General features: G+C 74.1%; 13 protein-coding genes. 5 read left to right on the forward strand and 8 right to left on the reverse strand.

Annotation, left to right across the window (positions count from 1 at the left end; genetic code table 11):
- Window positions 1–6 precede the first annotated feature (6 nt).
- The gene (locus R2S09_RS09380; RefSeq protein ID WP_316740403.1) at window positions 7–2,394 is read left to right on the forward strand and encodes a DUF3488 and transglutaminase-like domain-containing protein; all 2,388 of its coding nucleotides are present in this window, start codon (window positions 7–9) and stop codon (window positions 2,392–2,394) included.
- Window positions 2,395–2,567: 173 nt separating this feature from the next.
- Here R2S09_RS09380 and R2S09_RS09385 read toward each other — a convergent pair whose 3' ends face one another.
- The 3 genes from R2S09_RS09385 to R2S09_RS09395 form a co-directional block, all read right to left on the reverse strand.
- Window positions 2,568–2,957, reverse strand: coding sequence for a DUF3040 domain-containing protein (locus R2S09_RS09385; RefSeq protein ID WP_306183477.1), 390 nt, complete (start codon window positions 2,955–2,957; stop codon window positions 2,568–2,570).
- Window positions 2,958–3,273: 316 nt separating this feature from the next.
- Window positions 3,274–4,101 (reverse strand): methyltransferase, encoded by an 828-nt coding sequence (locus tag R2S09_RS09390; RefSeq protein WP_316740404.1) that lies wholly within the window; start codon window positions 4,099–4,101, stop codon window positions 3,274–3,276.
- A gap of 235 nt (window positions 4,102–4,336) precedes the next feature.
- The gene (locus tag R2S09_RS09395; RefSeq protein ID WP_306183475.1) at window positions 4,337–4,948 is read right to left on the reverse strand and encodes an SAV_6107 family HEPN domain-containing protein; all 612 of its coding nucleotides are present in this window, start codon (window positions 4,946–4,948) and stop codon (window positions 4,337–4,339) included.
- A 162-nt stretch (window positions 4,949–5,110) separates the two neighbouring features.
- On the opposite strand from R2S09_RS09395, the gene R2S09_RS09400 reads away from it, so the two are divergent.
- The 4 genes from R2S09_RS09400 to R2S09_RS09415 all read left to right on the forward strand — a co-directional run bounded on the left by R2S09_RS09400 (window position 5,111) and on the right by R2S09_RS09415 (window position 10,748).
- Window positions 5,111–5,860, forward strand: a complete 750-nt coding sequence (locus tag R2S09_RS09400) for an ATP-binding cassette domain-containing protein (protein ID WP_316740405.1) — start codon at window positions 5,111–5,113, stop codon at window positions 5,858–5,860.
- A complete protein-coding gene (locus R2S09_RS09405) occupies window positions 5,832–7,919 on the forward strand; it encodes a YhgE/Pip domain-containing protein (protein ID WP_306183473.1) in 2,088 nt (695 codons plus the stop codon). The genes R2S09_RS09400 and R2S09_RS09405 overlap by 29 nt, the downstream gene beginning before the upstream one ends.
- Before the next feature lie 197 nt (window positions 7,920–8,116).
- A complete protein-coding gene (locus R2S09_RS09410) occupies window positions 8,117–8,746 on the forward strand; it encodes a TetR/AcrR family transcriptional regulator (protein ID WP_316740406.1) in 630 nt (209 codons plus the stop codon).
- Window positions 8,747–9,230: 484 nt separating this feature from the next.
- On the forward strand, window positions 9,231–10,748 hold the full coding sequence (locus tag R2S09_RS09415) for an NAD(P)/FAD-dependent oxidoreductase (RefSeq protein ID WP_316740407.1): 1,518 nt from the start codon (window positions 9,231–9,233) through the stop codon (window positions 10,746–10,748).
- Window positions 10,749–10,796: 48 nt separating this feature from the next.
- On the opposite strand, the gene R2S09_RS09420 is transcribed toward R2S09_RS09415, so the two are convergent.
- The 5 genes from R2S09_RS09420 to R2S09_RS09440 all read right to left on the reverse strand — a co-directional run bounded on the left by R2S09_RS09420 (window position 10,797) and on the right by R2S09_RS09440 (window position 15,503).
- Entirely contained in the window at window positions 10,797–11,798 is a 1,002-nt protein-coding gene (locus R2S09_RS09420; RefSeq protein WP_316740408.1) for a hypothetical protein, read from the reverse strand.
- Window positions 11,799–11,854: 56 nt separating this feature from the next.
- The gene (gene metF / locus R2S09_RS09425) at window positions 11,855–12,778 is read right to left on the reverse strand and encodes a methylenetetrahydrofolate reductase [NAD(P)H] (RefSeq protein ID WP_306183466.1); all 924 of its coding nucleotides are present in this window, start codon (window positions 12,776–12,778) and stop codon (window positions 11,855–11,857) included.
- Window positions 12,779–12,953: 175 nt separating this feature from the next.
- Window positions 12,954–13,622, reverse strand: a complete 669-nt coding sequence (gene thiE / locus R2S09_RS09430) for a thiamine phosphate synthase (RefSeq protein WP_316740498.1) — start codon at window positions 13,620–13,622, stop codon at window positions 12,954–12,956.
- Between the two features lie 153 nt (window positions 13,623–13,775).
- Entirely contained in the window at window positions 13,776–14,141 is a 366-nt protein-coding gene (locus R2S09_RS09435) for an Rv2175c family DNA-binding protein (protein ID WP_306183465.1), read from the reverse strand.
- Between the two features lie 132 nt (window positions 14,142–14,273).
- A complete protein-coding gene (locus R2S09_RS09440) occupies window positions 14,274–15,503 on the reverse strand; it encodes an FAD-dependent oxidoreductase (protein ID WP_316740409.1) in 1,230 nt (409 codons plus the stop codon).
- Window positions 15,504–15,560 lie beyond the last annotated feature (57 nt).

Below are 15,560 nucleotides of genomic sequence, written 5' to 3' on the forward strand. Positions count from 1 at the left end.
GTGGGTGTGAGCGGGCGGACGCGGCTGGCGATGTGTGCCGCGGTGGCCACGTTGATGGCGGCGTGTGCGCTGCTGCCGCTGGTCTCCTCCGCCGCGTGGATGGTGCAGGCCGCGCTGCTGCTGGCGGTGCAGTCGGGGGTCGGCGCGGCGGCCCGGCGGGTGCCGTTGGCCCGGCCGCTGACCGTGGCGGCACAGGCCCTGGTCACGCTGCTGCTGCTGACCCTGGTCTTCGCCCGGGCCCAGGCCGTGGCCGGGCTGGTCCCCGGGCCGGACGCCTTCCGGCACCTGGCCGCCCTGCTCCAGCACGGCGCGGACGACGTCGGCCGGTACGCGATCCCGGCACCGCTGAGCGACGGCATCCGGTTGATGCTGGTCGGCGGTGTCCTGCTGATCGGGCTGATCGTGGACGCCGTCGCGGTGACCCTGCGCAGCGCGGCCCCCGCCGGCCTGCCGCTGCTCGCGCTGTACTCCGTGGCAGCGGGGCTGTCCACCGGCGGGACGGACTGGCTGTGGTTCCTGGTCGCGGCCGTCGGCTATCTGATGCTGCTGCTGGCCGAGGGCCGGGACCGGCTCTCGCAGTGGGGCCGGGTGTTCAGCGGGGCGTCCCGGGCGGCGGGCGGCGATCCGGGCGGTGCGACGGCACCGGTGCGCACGGGGCGCCGTATCGGCGCGGTCGCGCTGGGCGTGGCCCTGGTGGTGCCGCTCGCCCTGCCGGGCATGCGCGGCGGGCTGCTGGGCCCCGCGGGTACCGGCGTCGGCGGGGGTGTCGGGGGCGGCGGAACGATCTCGGCGGTGAACCCGCTGGTGTCGCTGCGGGACAGCCTCAACGTGGACGAGGACCGCACGGTCCTCAGCCTGCGCACGACCTCCGAGGACTCCTCCGGCCTGTATCTGCGGATCGTGTCCCTGGACGACTTCGACGGCACCACCTGGAAGCCGTCCCAGCGGCACATCATCGGCGTGCCCGACCCCTTCCCCACGCCGGCCGGCCTGAGCGGCGACGTCAGGCGGTCGGAGATCACCACGTCCATCTCGACGGCGGACTGGTACGCCCAGGACTGGCTGCCGATGCCGTATCCGCCCAGCGGTGTGCGGGTCAAGGGAAGCTGGCGTTACGAACCCGTGGGCATGACCCTGGTCGGTGACCACGGGCAGAACACGCGCGGGCTGTCGTACCAGGTCAGAAGCCTGGATGTGCAGCCGACGGCCGCGCAGCTGGCCGCGGCGCCGGAGCCGTCCGAGACCATGAGGCGCGAGTACACCAAGGTGCCCGACACCATGCCGGGACTCGTGGCCAACACCGCGCGGGCGGTGACCGACGGAGCGACGAACCACTATGAGCAGGCGGTCAAGCTCCAGAACTGGTTCGCCGTGGACGGCGGCTTCCAGTACGACACCCAGGTGGAGGTGGGCAGCGGCTCCGAGGCGATCTCCCGGTTCCTGAGGTCCAAGCGGGGCTTCTGCGTGCACTTCTCCTTCGCGATGGCGGCGATGGCCCGCACGCTCGGCATTCCCGCCCGGGTCGCGGTCGGCTTCGCGCCCGGCTCGGTGCAGGGCGACGGCACGGTCGCGGTGGGGCTGAAGGACGCGCACGCCTGGCCCGAGCTGTACTTCGAGGGCGTCGGCTGGACCCGTTTCGAGCCGACGCCGACCCGCGGCACGGTGCCCTCCTACACCCAGCCGGACACCCCGGGCACGACCCTGCCGAACCCGGCAGAGCCGTCCCAGCAGGCGAGCACGGCACCGTCGGCCGCCCCCTCGGCGAGCGCGGGCTGCCCGCCGCAGCTGAAGCGGCTGGGGGAGTGCCCGAGCCCGTCGGCGCAGGCCGCGCTGCCCGTCGACCGCGGCGGCCCCGGGTGGGGCGCGGTCGCGGCCTGGGCGCTGGCCGGGCTGATCGTCGTCGCGCTGCCGCTGTCGCCGATGCTGTGGCGCAGACGGACGCGGTCCGTCCGGCTCGGCGCGCACGGGCGCGGCGAGGCGGACACGGCTCCGCACACCCTGGCCGTCTGGCAGGAACTCACCGACACCGCCTGGGACTTCGGGATCCTTCCGGACGAGTCGCGGACGCCGCGCAGGGCGGCCGCGCGGATCGTCCGTCTCGGGCGCCTCGACCCGGTGACGGCCGAGTCCGTGCACCGGCTGGCCGATGCCGTGGAACAGGTCCTCTACGCGCCTCGTCCGCGTCCGGTCCCGGGTCTCGCCGAGGACGTCCGCCGCGTCACCGCGGGCCTGCGCGCCACGGCCTCCCGCGGCACCAGGCTCCGTGCCGCCCTCGCTCCCCGCTCGGCCGCCCGCCTGGCCTGGATGCTCTCGGCCCGCTGGGCCGCCGTGAAGTCCCGCATCACGGCCCTGCGCCCGGCCCCACGCAGGCGACCGTCGGGCCAGCAGGGCTGAGCGCGCCGAGGCCGAGCGCTCCCGGGGGACCGGCCGGTGCCCCGGGAGCGGGTGGTGGAAGAGCCGTGGGCAGAGGCCGGGGCGGGCCCTGACGGACCGCAGCGGGACACGAGTGAGGGGCCGGCCACCCTCGGTGGCCGGCCCCTCGGCACGGCTGGAGTTCTGCTGCGGGGTCAGTGCCCCTGCTGCTCGTCGCGGCGGCGTTGCCAGCGCTCCTCGATACGGTCCATCATGGAGCGCTTCGGACGGGCCTGACCGCGGCTCTGCGGGCCGACGGGCCGCTCGCCCGGCTTGGGTGCCTTGCGCCAGCCGGTCACCGCCAGCAGGGCGCAGCCCAGCATCACCAGGAAGCCCACCACGCTCACCCAGTAGTACGGGACGATCACGCCTGCCATGAGGAGCGCGATACCCACGAGGAAGCCCGCGACCGCCTGGTAGACCCGCCGCCGGGTGTACGTACGCAGCCCGCTTCCCTCGAGCGCCGACGCGAACTTGGGATCTTCGGCGTACAGCGCTCGCTCCATCTGCTCGAGCATGCGCTGCTCGTGCTCCGAGAGCGGCACGGAGTCCTCCTCATCGTGCAGTCGCCGGGGCGACCCGGGGGGTCCCTTCAGGATAGGCAGGGAATCGCCCCCGTGAAACCCGCCCCTCTGCGCCAATTGGCCAACCGCACCCGCCACGACGGACCCGGCTCGCTGAGGCTTCCATTCCCCGGCGGCCGACCCGTCATGCCGGGCGGTCTCCCTCGATCATACGGCGCACAGGCCTGGATCGGGGGGCCTGTGGCGGACTCCATGCCCGCCACGGGCCGCGCCCCGATCGCCACCCGGACCACGGCGGTGACCACCGCGAAAGCCGCTTCCGGACTTCGGGGGTCGCTCAGGACCCGGCGGCCCCCCGGGTCTCGCCGAGGACGTGGAGCTGTGTGGCCACGGAGTGGAAGGCGGGGAGCTCGGCCGCCGCCGCCTCCAGCTTCAGCAGCGCGTCCAGCGCCGCGGGCTCGGTGTCCACCAGCACACCGGGCACCAGGTCGGCGAAGACCCGCACGCCGTGCACCGCGCCGATCCGCAGCCCCGCGCCCTCGACGAGGGCGGTGAGCTGCTCGGCGGTGAAGCGGCGCGGCATCGGGTCGCCCTGCCCCCAGCGCCCGTCGGGGTCGGCGAGGGCCCGCCGCGCGTCCGTGAAGTGGCCGGCCAGGGCGCGGGCGAGCACGGCACCGCCGAGACCGGACGCGAGCAGGCTGAGCACCCCCTCCTCGCGCAGGGCGGCGACCGCGTTGCGCACGCCCTCGGCGGGGTCGTCGACGTATTCCAGGACCCCGTGGCAGAGCACGGCGTCGTACCCGCCGCGCTCGACCACGTCGAAGAGGCCGTGGGCGTCGCCCTGCACGCCCCGCACCCGGTCGGCCACGTCCGCCTCGGCGGCGCGGCGCTCCAGCGCGAACAGCGCGTTGGGGCTGGGGTCGACGACGGTGACCCGGTGGCCGAGGCGGGCGACGGGCACGGCGAAGTTGCCGCTGCCGCCGCCGGTGTCGAGGACGTCCAGCGACTCCCGGCCCGTGGCCTTGACCAGCCGGTCGAGGGCCTCCTGCAGGACCTCCCAGACCACGGCGGTACGCAGCGAGGCGCGGCTCCGGGAGGGGGCGGAGCGCAGCGACGCCGGTTGAGGGTGGTGGTGGGAGGCGGGTGGGCGCATCGGGTCCGACACGGCAGTTGACTCCTCGAGGCGGCACCGCCTCTTGCACGGCGGGGCGATCGGGCTGCCTCCCCCGCCCGGGGCACGGGAGGCGGGAGGCTTCAGGCGTCTTCCACCCTATTGCCTCCGGCGCCCTGACCGCCTGTTGCCTCCGGCGCCCTGTCCCTTGCCTCCCGCGCCCTGTCCGCCCACCGCGTCCGCCCTGCCGGCTCCGGTGACCCCGGGACGCCGCGGCCCCGGGGACGGCTCAGCCCGCGTCCGGCATGTCGTGCCGGACCTCGCGCCGCGCGTCGTACCCGGTGTCGTGCCGGGCGTCGTGTGCGGGGCGGGCCGTGCCGGGCTCGGCGGCGTCCTGGCGCGGCTGGGGCAGCACCGGCTGGAGGACCAGCATCCGCTCGACGATGCGGACGAACATCGCCACGTCCCGTATCAGGTCGTCGGCGTCCCGCCGGCCGGCCGCGCCCTGGACCCCGGCCTCGGCCAGGGCGCGGCGGCGCGCGCCCGCGGCGAACAGCGCGCTCCACTCGGTGAGTTCCGGTGCGATCTCGGGGAGCACCTCCCAGGCGCTGCGGATGCGCGCCCGGCGCCGGGGTGTGGGCTCGGGGCGCGCCCGGGCGGCGAGCACGGCGGCGGCGGTGCGCAGGGCGGCCAGGTGGGCGGTCGCGTAGCGCTCGTTGGGCGTTTCCAGGACGGCGGCCTCTTCCAGCCCCGCGCGGGCCTTGGCGAGCAGGTCGAGAGCGGCGGGCGGGGCCGTCGCCCGGCGGAGCACGGGGTGCACGTCGCTCGCCGGGCCGGTCAGTGAGGGGGCAGGGCCGGTGGCGCGGCGCCGGCGGGCGGCGGCTGCGGACGGGTTGGCCATGACGAACCTCCTGTCGTCTGGGTGACGGCACAGGTGCCGTATGTGCCCATCGTGAGGTATGCCACTGACAATCCGTTCTGACCTGGACTTTTGCTTCGCTCGCACATTCGGTATAGCTTTTGCACTGACCAGTCAGTTCAAAAAACTCGGGGAGGGGGAGCCGTGGACGACACGGCGCACGGCCTCGGGATCAGGGCCCGCGGCTTCGGACTGCGCGGGCCCCGCGGCTGGGCGTTCCGCGACGTCGACCTCGACGCGGAGCCCGGTTCGCTGATCGCGGTCGAGGGCCCGTCCGGCTCCGGCCGCACCTGCCTGCTGCTCGCGCTCACGGGGCGGATGAGGCCCACGGACGGGGTGGCCGAGGTGGGCGGCTTCGGGCCGCCCCGGCACATGTCCGCCCTGCGCCGGGTCAGCGCGCTCGCCAACGTCTCCGGTGTCACCGACCTGGAACCGGCCCTGACCGTCGGGGAGCACCTGCGTGAACGGGCGCTGCTGCGGCGCGCGTTCGGCTCCGCTCCGCGAGCGCTGCTGCGATCGCCCGGGCGGCGGCGGGCCGAGGGGAAGCGTCTGATCGACACCGCGCTGGACGCCGCCCGCCTCGACGTCGCCACGCTGCCCAAGGGCGCCCGCACCGCCGTACGAGACCTGGAGCGCGCGGAGGCGCTGCGCCTGTCCGTCGCTCTCGCGCTGATGTCCGGGCCGCGACTGCTCGCCGTCGACGACACCGACTACAAACTCCGGCCGTCCGAACAGGCCGAGACCTGGGCGCTGTTGAGGTCCGTCGCCGAGTCCGGGACGACCGTGCTCGCGGTCTGCGCAGAGGCACCGGAAGGGGCACGGACCGTCTGCACCAGGCCGTCCCGGAAGAAGAAGGAGGCGGCCGATGCGTCCGCCGAGACTGGCCGCTCTTGAGCTGAGGCGGTTCGGCCGCGGCAGGCTGCCGCGCGCCGCGCTGGTCGCGCTCCTGGTGCTGCCGCTGCTGTACGGCGCCCTGTACCTGTGGTCGTTCTGGGACCCGTACGGCCATCTGGACCGCATCCCCGTGGCCCTCGTCGACGACGATCAGGGGGCCACTGCCGGCGGCCGGAGGGTCACGGCCGGCGACGACCTGACCCAGGGGCTGCTGGAGAGCGAGGTCTTCGACTGGCACCGGGTGAGCGCCGAGGAGGCCCGCCGGGGCGTGGAGGACGGCACCTACTACCTGTCGCTGACCGTGCCCGCCGACTTCAGCAGGCGCATCGCCTCCAGCGCGGGCGACTCCCCGGAGACCGGCGCGCTCCAGGTCCGTACGAACGACGCCAACAACTACATCGTCGGGCAGATCTCCAAGACGGTGTTCAACGAGGTGCGCGCGGCCGCGTCCACCAAGGCCTCGCGGTCCTTCCTGGACCGGATCTTCGTCTCGTTCTCCGACATCCACGGCCGGACGGTGAAGGCCGCGAAGGGCGCCGACAGGCTCAGCGGCGGCATCGGCAAGGCGGAGAAGGGCTCCAAGGACCTGGCCGACGGGCTGGCCGACGCCAAGAAGGGCAGCGGCAAGCTGTCCAAGGGCCTGAAGAAGCTCAACACCGGGGCGGGTGACCTGGAGGACGGCTCCCGGCAGGTGGCCGACGGCACGCGGACCCTGGCCGACCGGGTCAACACCGTGCACGGCAAGGTGGGCCCCTTCCTGAAGGACAACGAGAAGACGATCGGCGACTCCTCCCGGCTGGTCGCCGACTCGGCCAGGGCGATCCGCCACAACCTCGACACGCTGGTGAAGAGCGCACCGGGCGCCGCCAAGGGGGCCCACGCGGCCTCCACCGTCCTGGACGACGTCTACGCGCGGCGCTGCGCGCGGCCCGCCGCCCTGCCCGACCCCGCCTGCCCCGACCTGAAGAAGGCCAAGGAGGCCGCCGCGGACGTGGCGGGCATCGCCGACGACGTCAACACGTTGATCGCGGACAACGACGGCGATCTGAAGAAGCTCGACACGAGCCTCGCCGGCCTCCAGAAGCAGGCCCAGGCCCTCGCCGACCGCGCACCCCACCTCTCCGAGGACGTCGACGACGCCGTGAAGAGGATCAACAAGCTGAACGAGGGCGCCGGCAAGGTCGCCGCGGGCGCGAAGAAGCTGCACACCGGGCTCGGCACGGCCAAGTCCGGTGCGGCGGGCCTCGACAAGGGCGTCGGCGCGCTGAAGACGGGCGCCGAGGACCTCGACGGGGGCATCTACAAGCTGGTCGACGGCTCCGCAAAGCTCGCCGGCGGACTGCACGACGGAGCGGAGCAGATCCCGGACTACGACAAGAAGGACCGCGACCGGCGCACCGGCGTCATGGCCGACCCGGTGCGGCTGGCCGCGCAGGACCTGCACCACGCGCCCAACTACGGCACCGGCTTCGCCCCCTACTTCATCCCGTTGTCCCTGTGGGTGGGCGCGATGGTGGCGTACATGCTGATCCCGCCGATGAACCGGCGCGCGCTCGCGGTGGGCGCCTCCTCGTGGCGGATCGCGCTGGCGGGCTGGCTGCCGGTGGCCGCGGTCGGGGTGCTGCAGACGGCGGCCCTGATGGCGGTGCTGCACTGGGCGATCGGCCTGGAGTCGGCCCGCGCGGCAGGGACGATCGCCTTCCTGTTCCTGGTGGCGGCGTGCTTCGCGGCGATCGTGCAGTGGCTGAACGCGCGCTTCGGTCCCGCGGGCCGGATCCTGGTCCTCGCCCTGCTGATGCTCCAGCTGACGTCCGCGGGCGGCACCTATCCCGTGCAGACCAGTCCGGGCTTCTTCAACGCGCTCCACCCGTTCCTGCCGATGAGTTACGTCGTCGACGCCCTCAGGCGGCTGATCACGGGCGGCGGCCTCGCCCCGGTCTGGACGGCCTGTGCGGTGCTGGCGGGCTTTACCGCCGCCGCGCTCGCGCTGACCGCCGTGGCGGCCCGGCGCCGGCAGGTGTGGACCCTGGACCGGCTGCACCCGGAGCTGAGCCTGTGAGCCCGCCACCGTCCGCGCCATCCCCTGCCCCGCCACCGTCCGCGCCGTCCCCCGCCCCGCCACCGCCACCACCCGTACCACCAGGGCCGCCGCCACCCGTCCCACCGGCCGTACCGGCCGAGGAACCGGCCGTACCGGCCGAGGAACCGGCCGTACCGGCCGAGGAACCGGCCGGCGTTCCTGTGAGAATCAGGGCCATGGAAAGCAGCAGCGCCACGCCGGGCGGCCGGACCCGCCGCGAGGTCACCCGGCAGAAGCTCTACGAGGCCGCCGTCACGCTCATCGCCGAGCAGGGTTTCTCCGCCACCACGGTGGACGAGATCGCCGAGCGGGCCGGGGTCGCCAAGGGCACGGTCTACTACAACTTCGCCAGCAAGTCGGACCTCTTCGAGGAGCTGCTGCGGCACGGTGTGGGCCTCCTGGCCGCCTCCCTCCGCGAGGCGGCCGAGGGGACGGAGCGGGAGGGCGGCAGCCGGGTCGACGCCCTGGACGCGATGATCCGGGCCGGACTGGTCTTCATCGACCGCTACCCCGCCTTCACCCAGCTGTACGTCGCCGAGCTGTGGCGCACCAACCGCACCTGGCAGTCCACGCTGATGGTGGTCAGGCAGCAGGCGGTGGCGGTCGTCGAGGGCGTACTGCGCGAGGGCGTGGCGCGCGGCGAGTTCAGCGAGGAGATCGATGTGCCGCTGACCGCGTCCGCGCTGGTGGGCATGGTGCTGGTGGCCGCCCTGGACTGGAAGTCGTTCCAGCCGGAGCGCTCCCTGGACGACGTCCACGCGGCGCTGTCGCGGCTCCTCCAGGGCCGGGTGAGCGGCACCCGCTGAGGCCGCTCGCGATGCCGTGCGCGGCCGACGACATTCCGAGGGCATGGCAGGGCGGCAGGGGATGGCAGCGCAGGACTGGGCTCGCATGAGGAAGCGCCGGTCCGCCGTGGCCACGTCTTCCACGGGCCACCACGCACCGGCGCTTCCCTCGCTCCCCCGTCCCCCGTTGGGCCCCCGTACGGTCGTTCCCCCGGATTCCCCCGTGGCTCGCTCCCGCCGACGCGGGCCGGCGGAAGGAGCGGTCCAGGGCTACGCCGTTCCGCCGCCCCGTGTCGGCGGTGCCGGCGCCGTGCCCCGTCCCGTGCCTCCACTCTCTCGTTCACGCAGGTCGGACCCCATCCGCGCACGTACTCATCTCCTCGCCTGAGTACGTGTACTCAGCCCTGCGCACCTGCACCCGGGGGCGGCGCTCCATGGACCGGAAAAGCCGCTGGTCAACGCCCCGGAGCAGGTGTTGTCAGCGGTGGTCGATAAAGTCGCGGGCATGGCACGGATTGCGGTGATCGGCGCCGGGACGGGCGCGATGGCGGCCGCCTCCCGGCTGGCCGTCGCGGGCCACCGGGTGACGGTGTACGAGCGTACGGAGACGTACGGCGGAGCGGTGCGCCGCCTCGAGCGGGACGGTTTCGCCTTCGACACCGGGCCCGGGCTGCTCCCGCTGCCCGCGGTCTACCGCGACCTGTTCGTCAAGACCGGCAAGGAGCCGCTGGAGGACCGTGTCGAACTGGTCCAGGTCGACCCGGCGGCGCGGCACGTGTTCGCGGACCGCACCGAGGTGTCGCTGCCGAACGCCTCCCGCGCGGGAGTCGTCACGGCCCTGGACACGGCGCTCGGGCAGGGCGCCGGGCAGCGCTGGGGCGACTTCCTGGTGCGGGCGCGCGAGGCCTGGGACCGCACCCGCCGGCCGCTTCTGGAGGAGCCGCTGTGGCCCAACTGGTCCGTGCTGGCCGAGCGCGAGCCCTATCCCGCGGTCCCGCTGGGGCGCCTGCTGCGCACCCGGCGGGCCGGCACGCTCGCCGAGGTCGGCGCCTGGGAGCTGCGCGATCCGCGCCTCGCCGCGCTCCTGGAGAGCCATGCGCTCGCCCACGGCCTCGATCCGCGCACCGCCCCGGCGAGCGCGTCCGTGCTGCCGTACATGGAGCACGCCTTCGGCATCTGGTACGTCCGCGGGGGGCTGCGTGAACTGGCGCGCGCGGTGTACGAGCGCTGTGTGGCCCGCAGGGTCGAGTTCGTCTTCGGCACCGAGGTGGTGCGGATCCTCGAGAAGGACGGCCGGGCGACGGGTGTGGAGTTCGCCGAAGGCGGCGTGGCGGAGGCGGAGTTCGTGGTCGCCGGTGTGGCACCGGAGACGCTGAGCGGCTTCGTGGCGGGCGCGGCTCTGCGGGGCGAGGGTCAGGTGCCCGCGCGGCACGGGCTGCCGAGCCGCCTGACCGTGCTGCTGGCGCTGCGCGGCGGCCGCCCCGAGGGGACGGCCCATCGCACCGTGGTGCACACCGAGGACCGCGAGTCGGAGCTGGACGCCCTGTTCGGTACGGCTCCGGGCATGCCCGCGCGGCCCACCGTCACGGTGCTCCGCCCCGACGACCCGGCCCTGGTCCCCGACGGGGAGCACGAGGCGATCACGCTCACGGCCACGGTTCCCGCACTGCCCGGGGCGGACGAACAGCCCGGCAGACAGGCACTGCAGGCGCAGGCCGACCGTATGATCACCGCCGCCGAGCGGGCCGTGCCGGGGCTGCGCGACCGCATCCTGTGGCGCGAGACCCGCACACCGGCCGACATCGCCCGGGAAACAGGCGCGGCGGGCGGGGCCGTTCCCGCGCCGTCACTGGCCGCGGCCGGGGGCCGGCTGCTGCATCCGGCGAACTCCACGGGAATCGACGGCCTGTTCACCGTGGGCGGCTGGTCGCACCCGGGCGGCGGGCTGCCGCACGCCGGGATGTCGGGCGCGCTGGTGGCCGGACTCGTCGTGGAGGGGCCGGAGTTCCGCGGGTCGCAGTGAGTCCCGGCGCGCGGAAGTGCCCGCGCCCCAGGGCCGGTTCAGACCGGTTCAGAAACGGTACTGCTCGTCGAATCCGGCGCCCTGCTGCGCCTGGCCGTAGCCCTGACCGCCCTGGCCGTTGTCCTGGTACGGGTAGGACTGCTCGGGCGGGAGTTCGCCGCCGTAGGAGTCGTCGGTGCGCTGCTGCGGGACCCACACCCCGCCGGCCGGGGCCTCGCCGCCGTAGCCGCCCGTGGCGTAGGGGTCCTGGACGCCGTAGCCCTGCTGCGCGTAACCCTGCTGGCCACCGTAGGTGGTGTCGTAGGAGGCGCCGCCGTAGCTCTGGGCGCCGGTGTACGGGTCCGAGTAGGCGGCGTAGCCCTGCTGGCCGGAGCCGTCGTAGCCGTAGGCCTGCTGCCCGTAGCCGGAGTAGTCGTACCCGTAGCCCTGGTCGGCGGCCTGGGCCGCGGTGGCGTACTGGTCCTGGGGCAGGCCGGCCGGCTGCGGGGAGTCGCCGTAGACGCCGTAGGAACCGGTGTCGTCGGGCAGGGGCTGCGGCTGGTACACGGCGGTGGTCTCGGCGGCCATGGGGTCGCCGGCGCGGGCCGGGGCGAAGACGTCGTCCTGGTCGTAGTCGTCGGGCCCGTACGACAGATCGTCACGGCCGGCCGGGCTGCCCACGCCGTCCGCGCCGTCCGCCTCTTCCTGACCGTGGTGGCCGTCGTGACCGCCGTCGGCGCCTTCGAGGCCGGAATCCTCCAGGGCCCGGTCCTGGCGCTCGGCCTTGCCGCGGCGGCGCTTGGTCGTTTCGCCACTGGGGTGCCTGACCGCCCAGCCGGCGGCGAAGCCGCGGCGGAAGGACAGCGTGACGTAGGTCTGCCCGACCGCGAACGCGGCCGCGCCCACGCCGATCACCACCACGGACGGCATCAGCACACCGAGCACGACACACAGGAAGCCGGCGAAGGCGAGCAACCGCCAGCGCAGGCGCGCCTTGTACTGCAGCAGCACCTCACCGAGCAGCCACAGCGCGACGATGCCGAACGCGATGTAGAGGACCGTCCAGCCCATGTACGCCCCTCTCCCAGTGGCCGCTTCGCAGTCTGTCGTACGCGGGTACGGCCGGTCTAGGCCTGCGGCGGGTGGTGCAGGCCCAGGTTCTCGTAGATTTCCAGCGTCGCCGTGGAGTTGTTCAGCGTGATGAAGTGCAGTCCGGGCACCCCTTCGGCCAGCAGCCGCGCGCAGAACTCCGTGGCGAACTCGATGCCAATGGAGCGTACAGCCGTCGGATCGTCTTGTGCTGTGAGGATCCGCTCTTTCAGGGCGTCCGGGAAGGCGGCGTTGGTGAGGGACGGGATGCGCGCCAGCGTCTTGGCACTGGCGATCGGCATGACCTCGGGGATGATCGGGGTGTCGCAGCCGGCGGCCGCGACCCGGTCGCGCAGGCGCAGATAGTCCTCGGGCTGGAAGAACATCTGCGTGATGGCGTAGTCGGCGCCCGCGCGGCACTTGTCGACGAAGTGGCGTACGTCGGTCTCCCAGTCGTCGGAGCGCGGGTGCATCGCGGGGAAGGCCGCCACACCGACGCAGAAGTCACCGGAGGTCTTGATCAGTTCGACGAGTTCGGCGGCGTAGGTCAGCCCCCGGGGGTGCGCCACCCAGTCGCCCATCGGGTCGCCAGGCGGGTCGCCGCGCAGCGCCAGCATGTTGCGGATCCCGGCGTCGGCGTACTGACCGATGATGTTGCGCAGGTCGGCCACCGAGTGGTCGACGGCGGTCAGGTGGGCGATCGGGGTGAGGGTGGTGTCGGAGGCGATGGCCTCGGTCGCCTTGACCGTGCCCGCGCGGGTCGAGCCGCCCGCGCCGTAGGTCACGGAGACGAAGTCGGGCGCCACGGCCTCCACGCGGCGCAGCGCGTTCCACAGGTTCCGCTCGCCCTTCGGGGTCTTGGGGGCGTAGAACTCGAAGGAATACGTCGTCTTGCCCGTCGCGAGCATGTCGCGCACGGTACGGGCGTGGTCCGACCTGGTGGATGCGGTGCCGAGGGCCATAGTCGCAGGTTAGCCAGGGGGCGGCGGTCCCCCAACCGAACGCCGGGAATTTGCCGGAATTGCCGGGTTCTTGTCCACCTGTCGGACAACCGGGCCCGATACGAGGCGGTAGGAGTGCCCCGGCCGTCCGGAAGGCGAGACGCCTGCCCCGCCGTCGCCCTGCTCGACCGCCCGGTCAGGGCGTGTCCGCCTGCCGCAGCCGCTTGGCGAACTCGGCCGCCGCCGCGCCGGGGTCCTCGGCCTCGGTGATCGCCCGGACCACGACGACACGGCGGGCGCCGGCGTCGAGGACCTCGTCCAGGTTGCCGAGGTCGATGCCGCCGATGGCGAACCAGGGGCGGTCGGTGCCGAGGGAGGCCGCGTACCGGACCAGGCCGAGGCCGGGTGCGTGGCGGCCGGGCTTGGTGGGGGTGGGCCAGCAGGGGCCCGTGCAGAAGTAGTCCACGCCGTCCTGGACGGCGGCCGCGGCGGCCTCGGACTCGGCGTGCGTGGAGCGGCCGATCAGGACGCCGTCGCCGAGTATCGCGCGGGCCGCGGGCACCGGCAGGTCGTCCTGGCCGAGGTGGAGCACGTCCGCGCGGGCGGCGTGGGCGACGTCGGCGCGGTCGTTGACGGCGAGCAGCTTGCCGTGGCGGGCGCAGGCGTCGGCGAACACCTGAAGGTGCTCCAGCTCATCCCCCGCCTCCATGCCCTTGTCGCGCAGCTGCACGATGTCGACCCCGCCCGCCAGCACCGCGTCGAGGAACCCGGGCAGGTCGCCCTGGCGGGTACGGGCGTCCGTGCACAGGTACAGGCGCGCGTCGGCGAGCCGGTCACGGGCGGCGGCTGCGGCGGTGTCGGGCACGGGCATGGGTGGATTCCCCCGGTTCGGTGCGGTGGTGCGTTGTCGGCGCGGTGTGTCGAGGGCGTACGGGCCGCGGCGGAGCGGCGGTGGCGAAGCGGCCGTGGCCGCCCCGCCGTGGCCCGTACGCCGGACGGGTTGTTCAGGCGGTACCGGTCAGACGGCAAGCGCCTGGGCGCGGCGCTTCACCTCCGTGCCGCGATTCTCGCTCAGGGCCTGCGCGGGGGTGCCGGGCAGGGTCGGGTCGGGGGTGAAGAGCCACTCGATCATCTCTTCGACCGTGAAGCCGTCGTCCCGCAGGAGCGTCAAGGTCCCGGACAGGCCCTTGACGACCTTGTCACCGTCGATGAAGGCGGCGGGCACGTGCAGCGCGCGGTTCTCACCACGGCGTACGGCGATGAGCTGGCCCTCCTTCACCAGCTGCCGCACCCTCGTCACCTCGACGCCGAGCATCTCGGCGATCTCGGGGAGGGTGAGCCAGGCGGGGACGAGAGCATCGATCTTCGCGTCAATCTCGGTCACGGATCCAAGCCTGCCATCCGCCACCGACAGTCGGAAGTCAGGCCCGTCCGCCTGGGAGAACCCGCAGGAGAACATCGCACGTACGGCGCCCTGCGGCGCCCCTCGAAACCCCGCGGCGCACCGCGTGGCGCCCTACGCCGTGGCCGCCTTCAGCGGCCTGGCCGGGTCCGCCAGCAGCTCCGGGTCCATCGGCGTGCCGGCCTCGATCAGCCGTCTGCCCTGCGCCAGGTCCCGCGGCCGGCCGACCGCCAGCAGGGCGACCAGCCGGTCTCCGCGCAGCCAGCAGACCGTCCACGCCGGGCCGGACGGCTCGCCGCGCCAGACGGTGGCGTCGGCGGACGTGTGGTGACCGGCGTACTGCACGAAGCGGCCGAACTGCTCGGACCAGAAGTACGGCACCGGGTCGTAGGCGGCGGGGGTCAGCCCGATCATGTCGGCGGCGACCGTGCGCGGGCCCTGGAGCGCGTTGTCCCAGTGGTGGACCAGCAGCCGCTCGCCGTACCGCTTGGAGGGGAAGGAGGCGCAGTCCCCGACGGCGTACACGTCCGGCACGGACGTGCGCAGATGGTCGTCGGCGAGCACCTCCCCCCGCTCCCCCAGCGCGATGCCCGAACCGGCGAGCCAGGCGGTCGCGGGGCGCGCGCCGATGCCCACGACGACGGCGCCCGCGGGCAGCCGCGAGCCGTCGTCGAGCACCACCGCGCCGGGCTCGACGCGTGCCACGCGCGCGTGCGTCCGCAGCTCGGCGCCGCTGTCGGCGTACCAGGTGGTCATCGGCGCGGCCACCTCGGCGGGCAGGGCCTCGGCGAGCGGCCGGTCCGCGGCCTCCACCACGGTCACCGCGCAGCCCGCCTCGCGGGCGGCGGTGGCGAACTCGGCGCCGATCCAGCCCGCGCCGACGACCACGATGTCGTGCTGCTCGGCGAGCACGGGCCGCAGCCGTTCGGCGTCGTCCAGGGTGCGCAGCAGATGGACGCCGGGGACGCCCTCGGCGCCGGGGAGCCGGATCGGCTCGGCGCCGGTGGCGACGACGAGGACGTCGTAGGGCACCGGTCCCTCGGAGGTGTCGAGCACATGGGCGTCGGGGCGGACGGCGAGCGCCTCGCAGCCGAGCCGCAGTTCGAGGCCGAGCGACTCGAAGTCGACGTCGAAGGCCGAGCCCTCGGCCTTGCCGAGCAGGACGGCCTTGGACAGCGGCGGCCGGTCGTAGGGCTGGTGGGGTTCGGCGCCGATCAGCGTGACGGTGCCGGCGAAGCCCTGCTCGCGCAGGGCGACCGCGGTCTGCACACCGGCCATGCCCGCGCCCACGACGACCACCCGCCGCGGCTGTGACATGCCCTGTTCCTGCGTCTGCTCGCTCACCTGATCACCATAGTCACCGACGGTTCGGTCGGTCAGGGGGCATGCGAGAGGCTCCCT

Source organism: Streptomyces sp. MK7, from assembly GCF_032658145.1.
GTDB classification, from domain to species: Bacteria; Actinomycetota; Actinomycetes; order Streptomycetales; family Streptomycetaceae; genus Streptomyces; species Streptomyces spiralis.

What these genes read in the sequence shown, in the direction of transcription:
- R2S09_RS09420 (WP_316740408.1), bottom strand. Translation starts at nt 11,798, where the DNA reads ATGGGCTGGACGGTCCTCTACATCGCGTTCGGCATCGTCGCGCTGTGG.
- R2S09_RS09395 (WP_306183475.1), bottom strand. Translation starts at nt 4,948, where the DNA reads ATGGCCAACCCGTCCGCAGCCGCCGCCCGCCGGCGCCGCGCCACCGGC.
- R2S09_RS09415 (WP_316740407.1), top strand. Translation starts at nt 9,231, where the DNA reads ATGGCACGGATTGCGGTGATCGGCGCCGGGACGGGCGCGATGGCGGCC.
- R2S09_RS09405 (WP_306183473.1), top strand. Translation starts at nt 5,832, where the DNA reads ATGCGTCCGCCGAGACTGGCCGCTCTTGAGCTGAGGCGGTTCGGCCGC.
- R2S09_RS09410 (WP_316740406.1), top strand. Translation starts at nt 8,117, where the DNA reads ATGGAAAGCAGCAGCGCCACGCCGGGCGGCCGGACCCGCCGCGAGGTC.
- metF (WP_306183466.1), bottom strand. Translation starts at nt 12,778, where the DNA reads ATGGCCCTCGGCACCGCATCCACCAGGTCGGACCACGCCCGTACCGTG.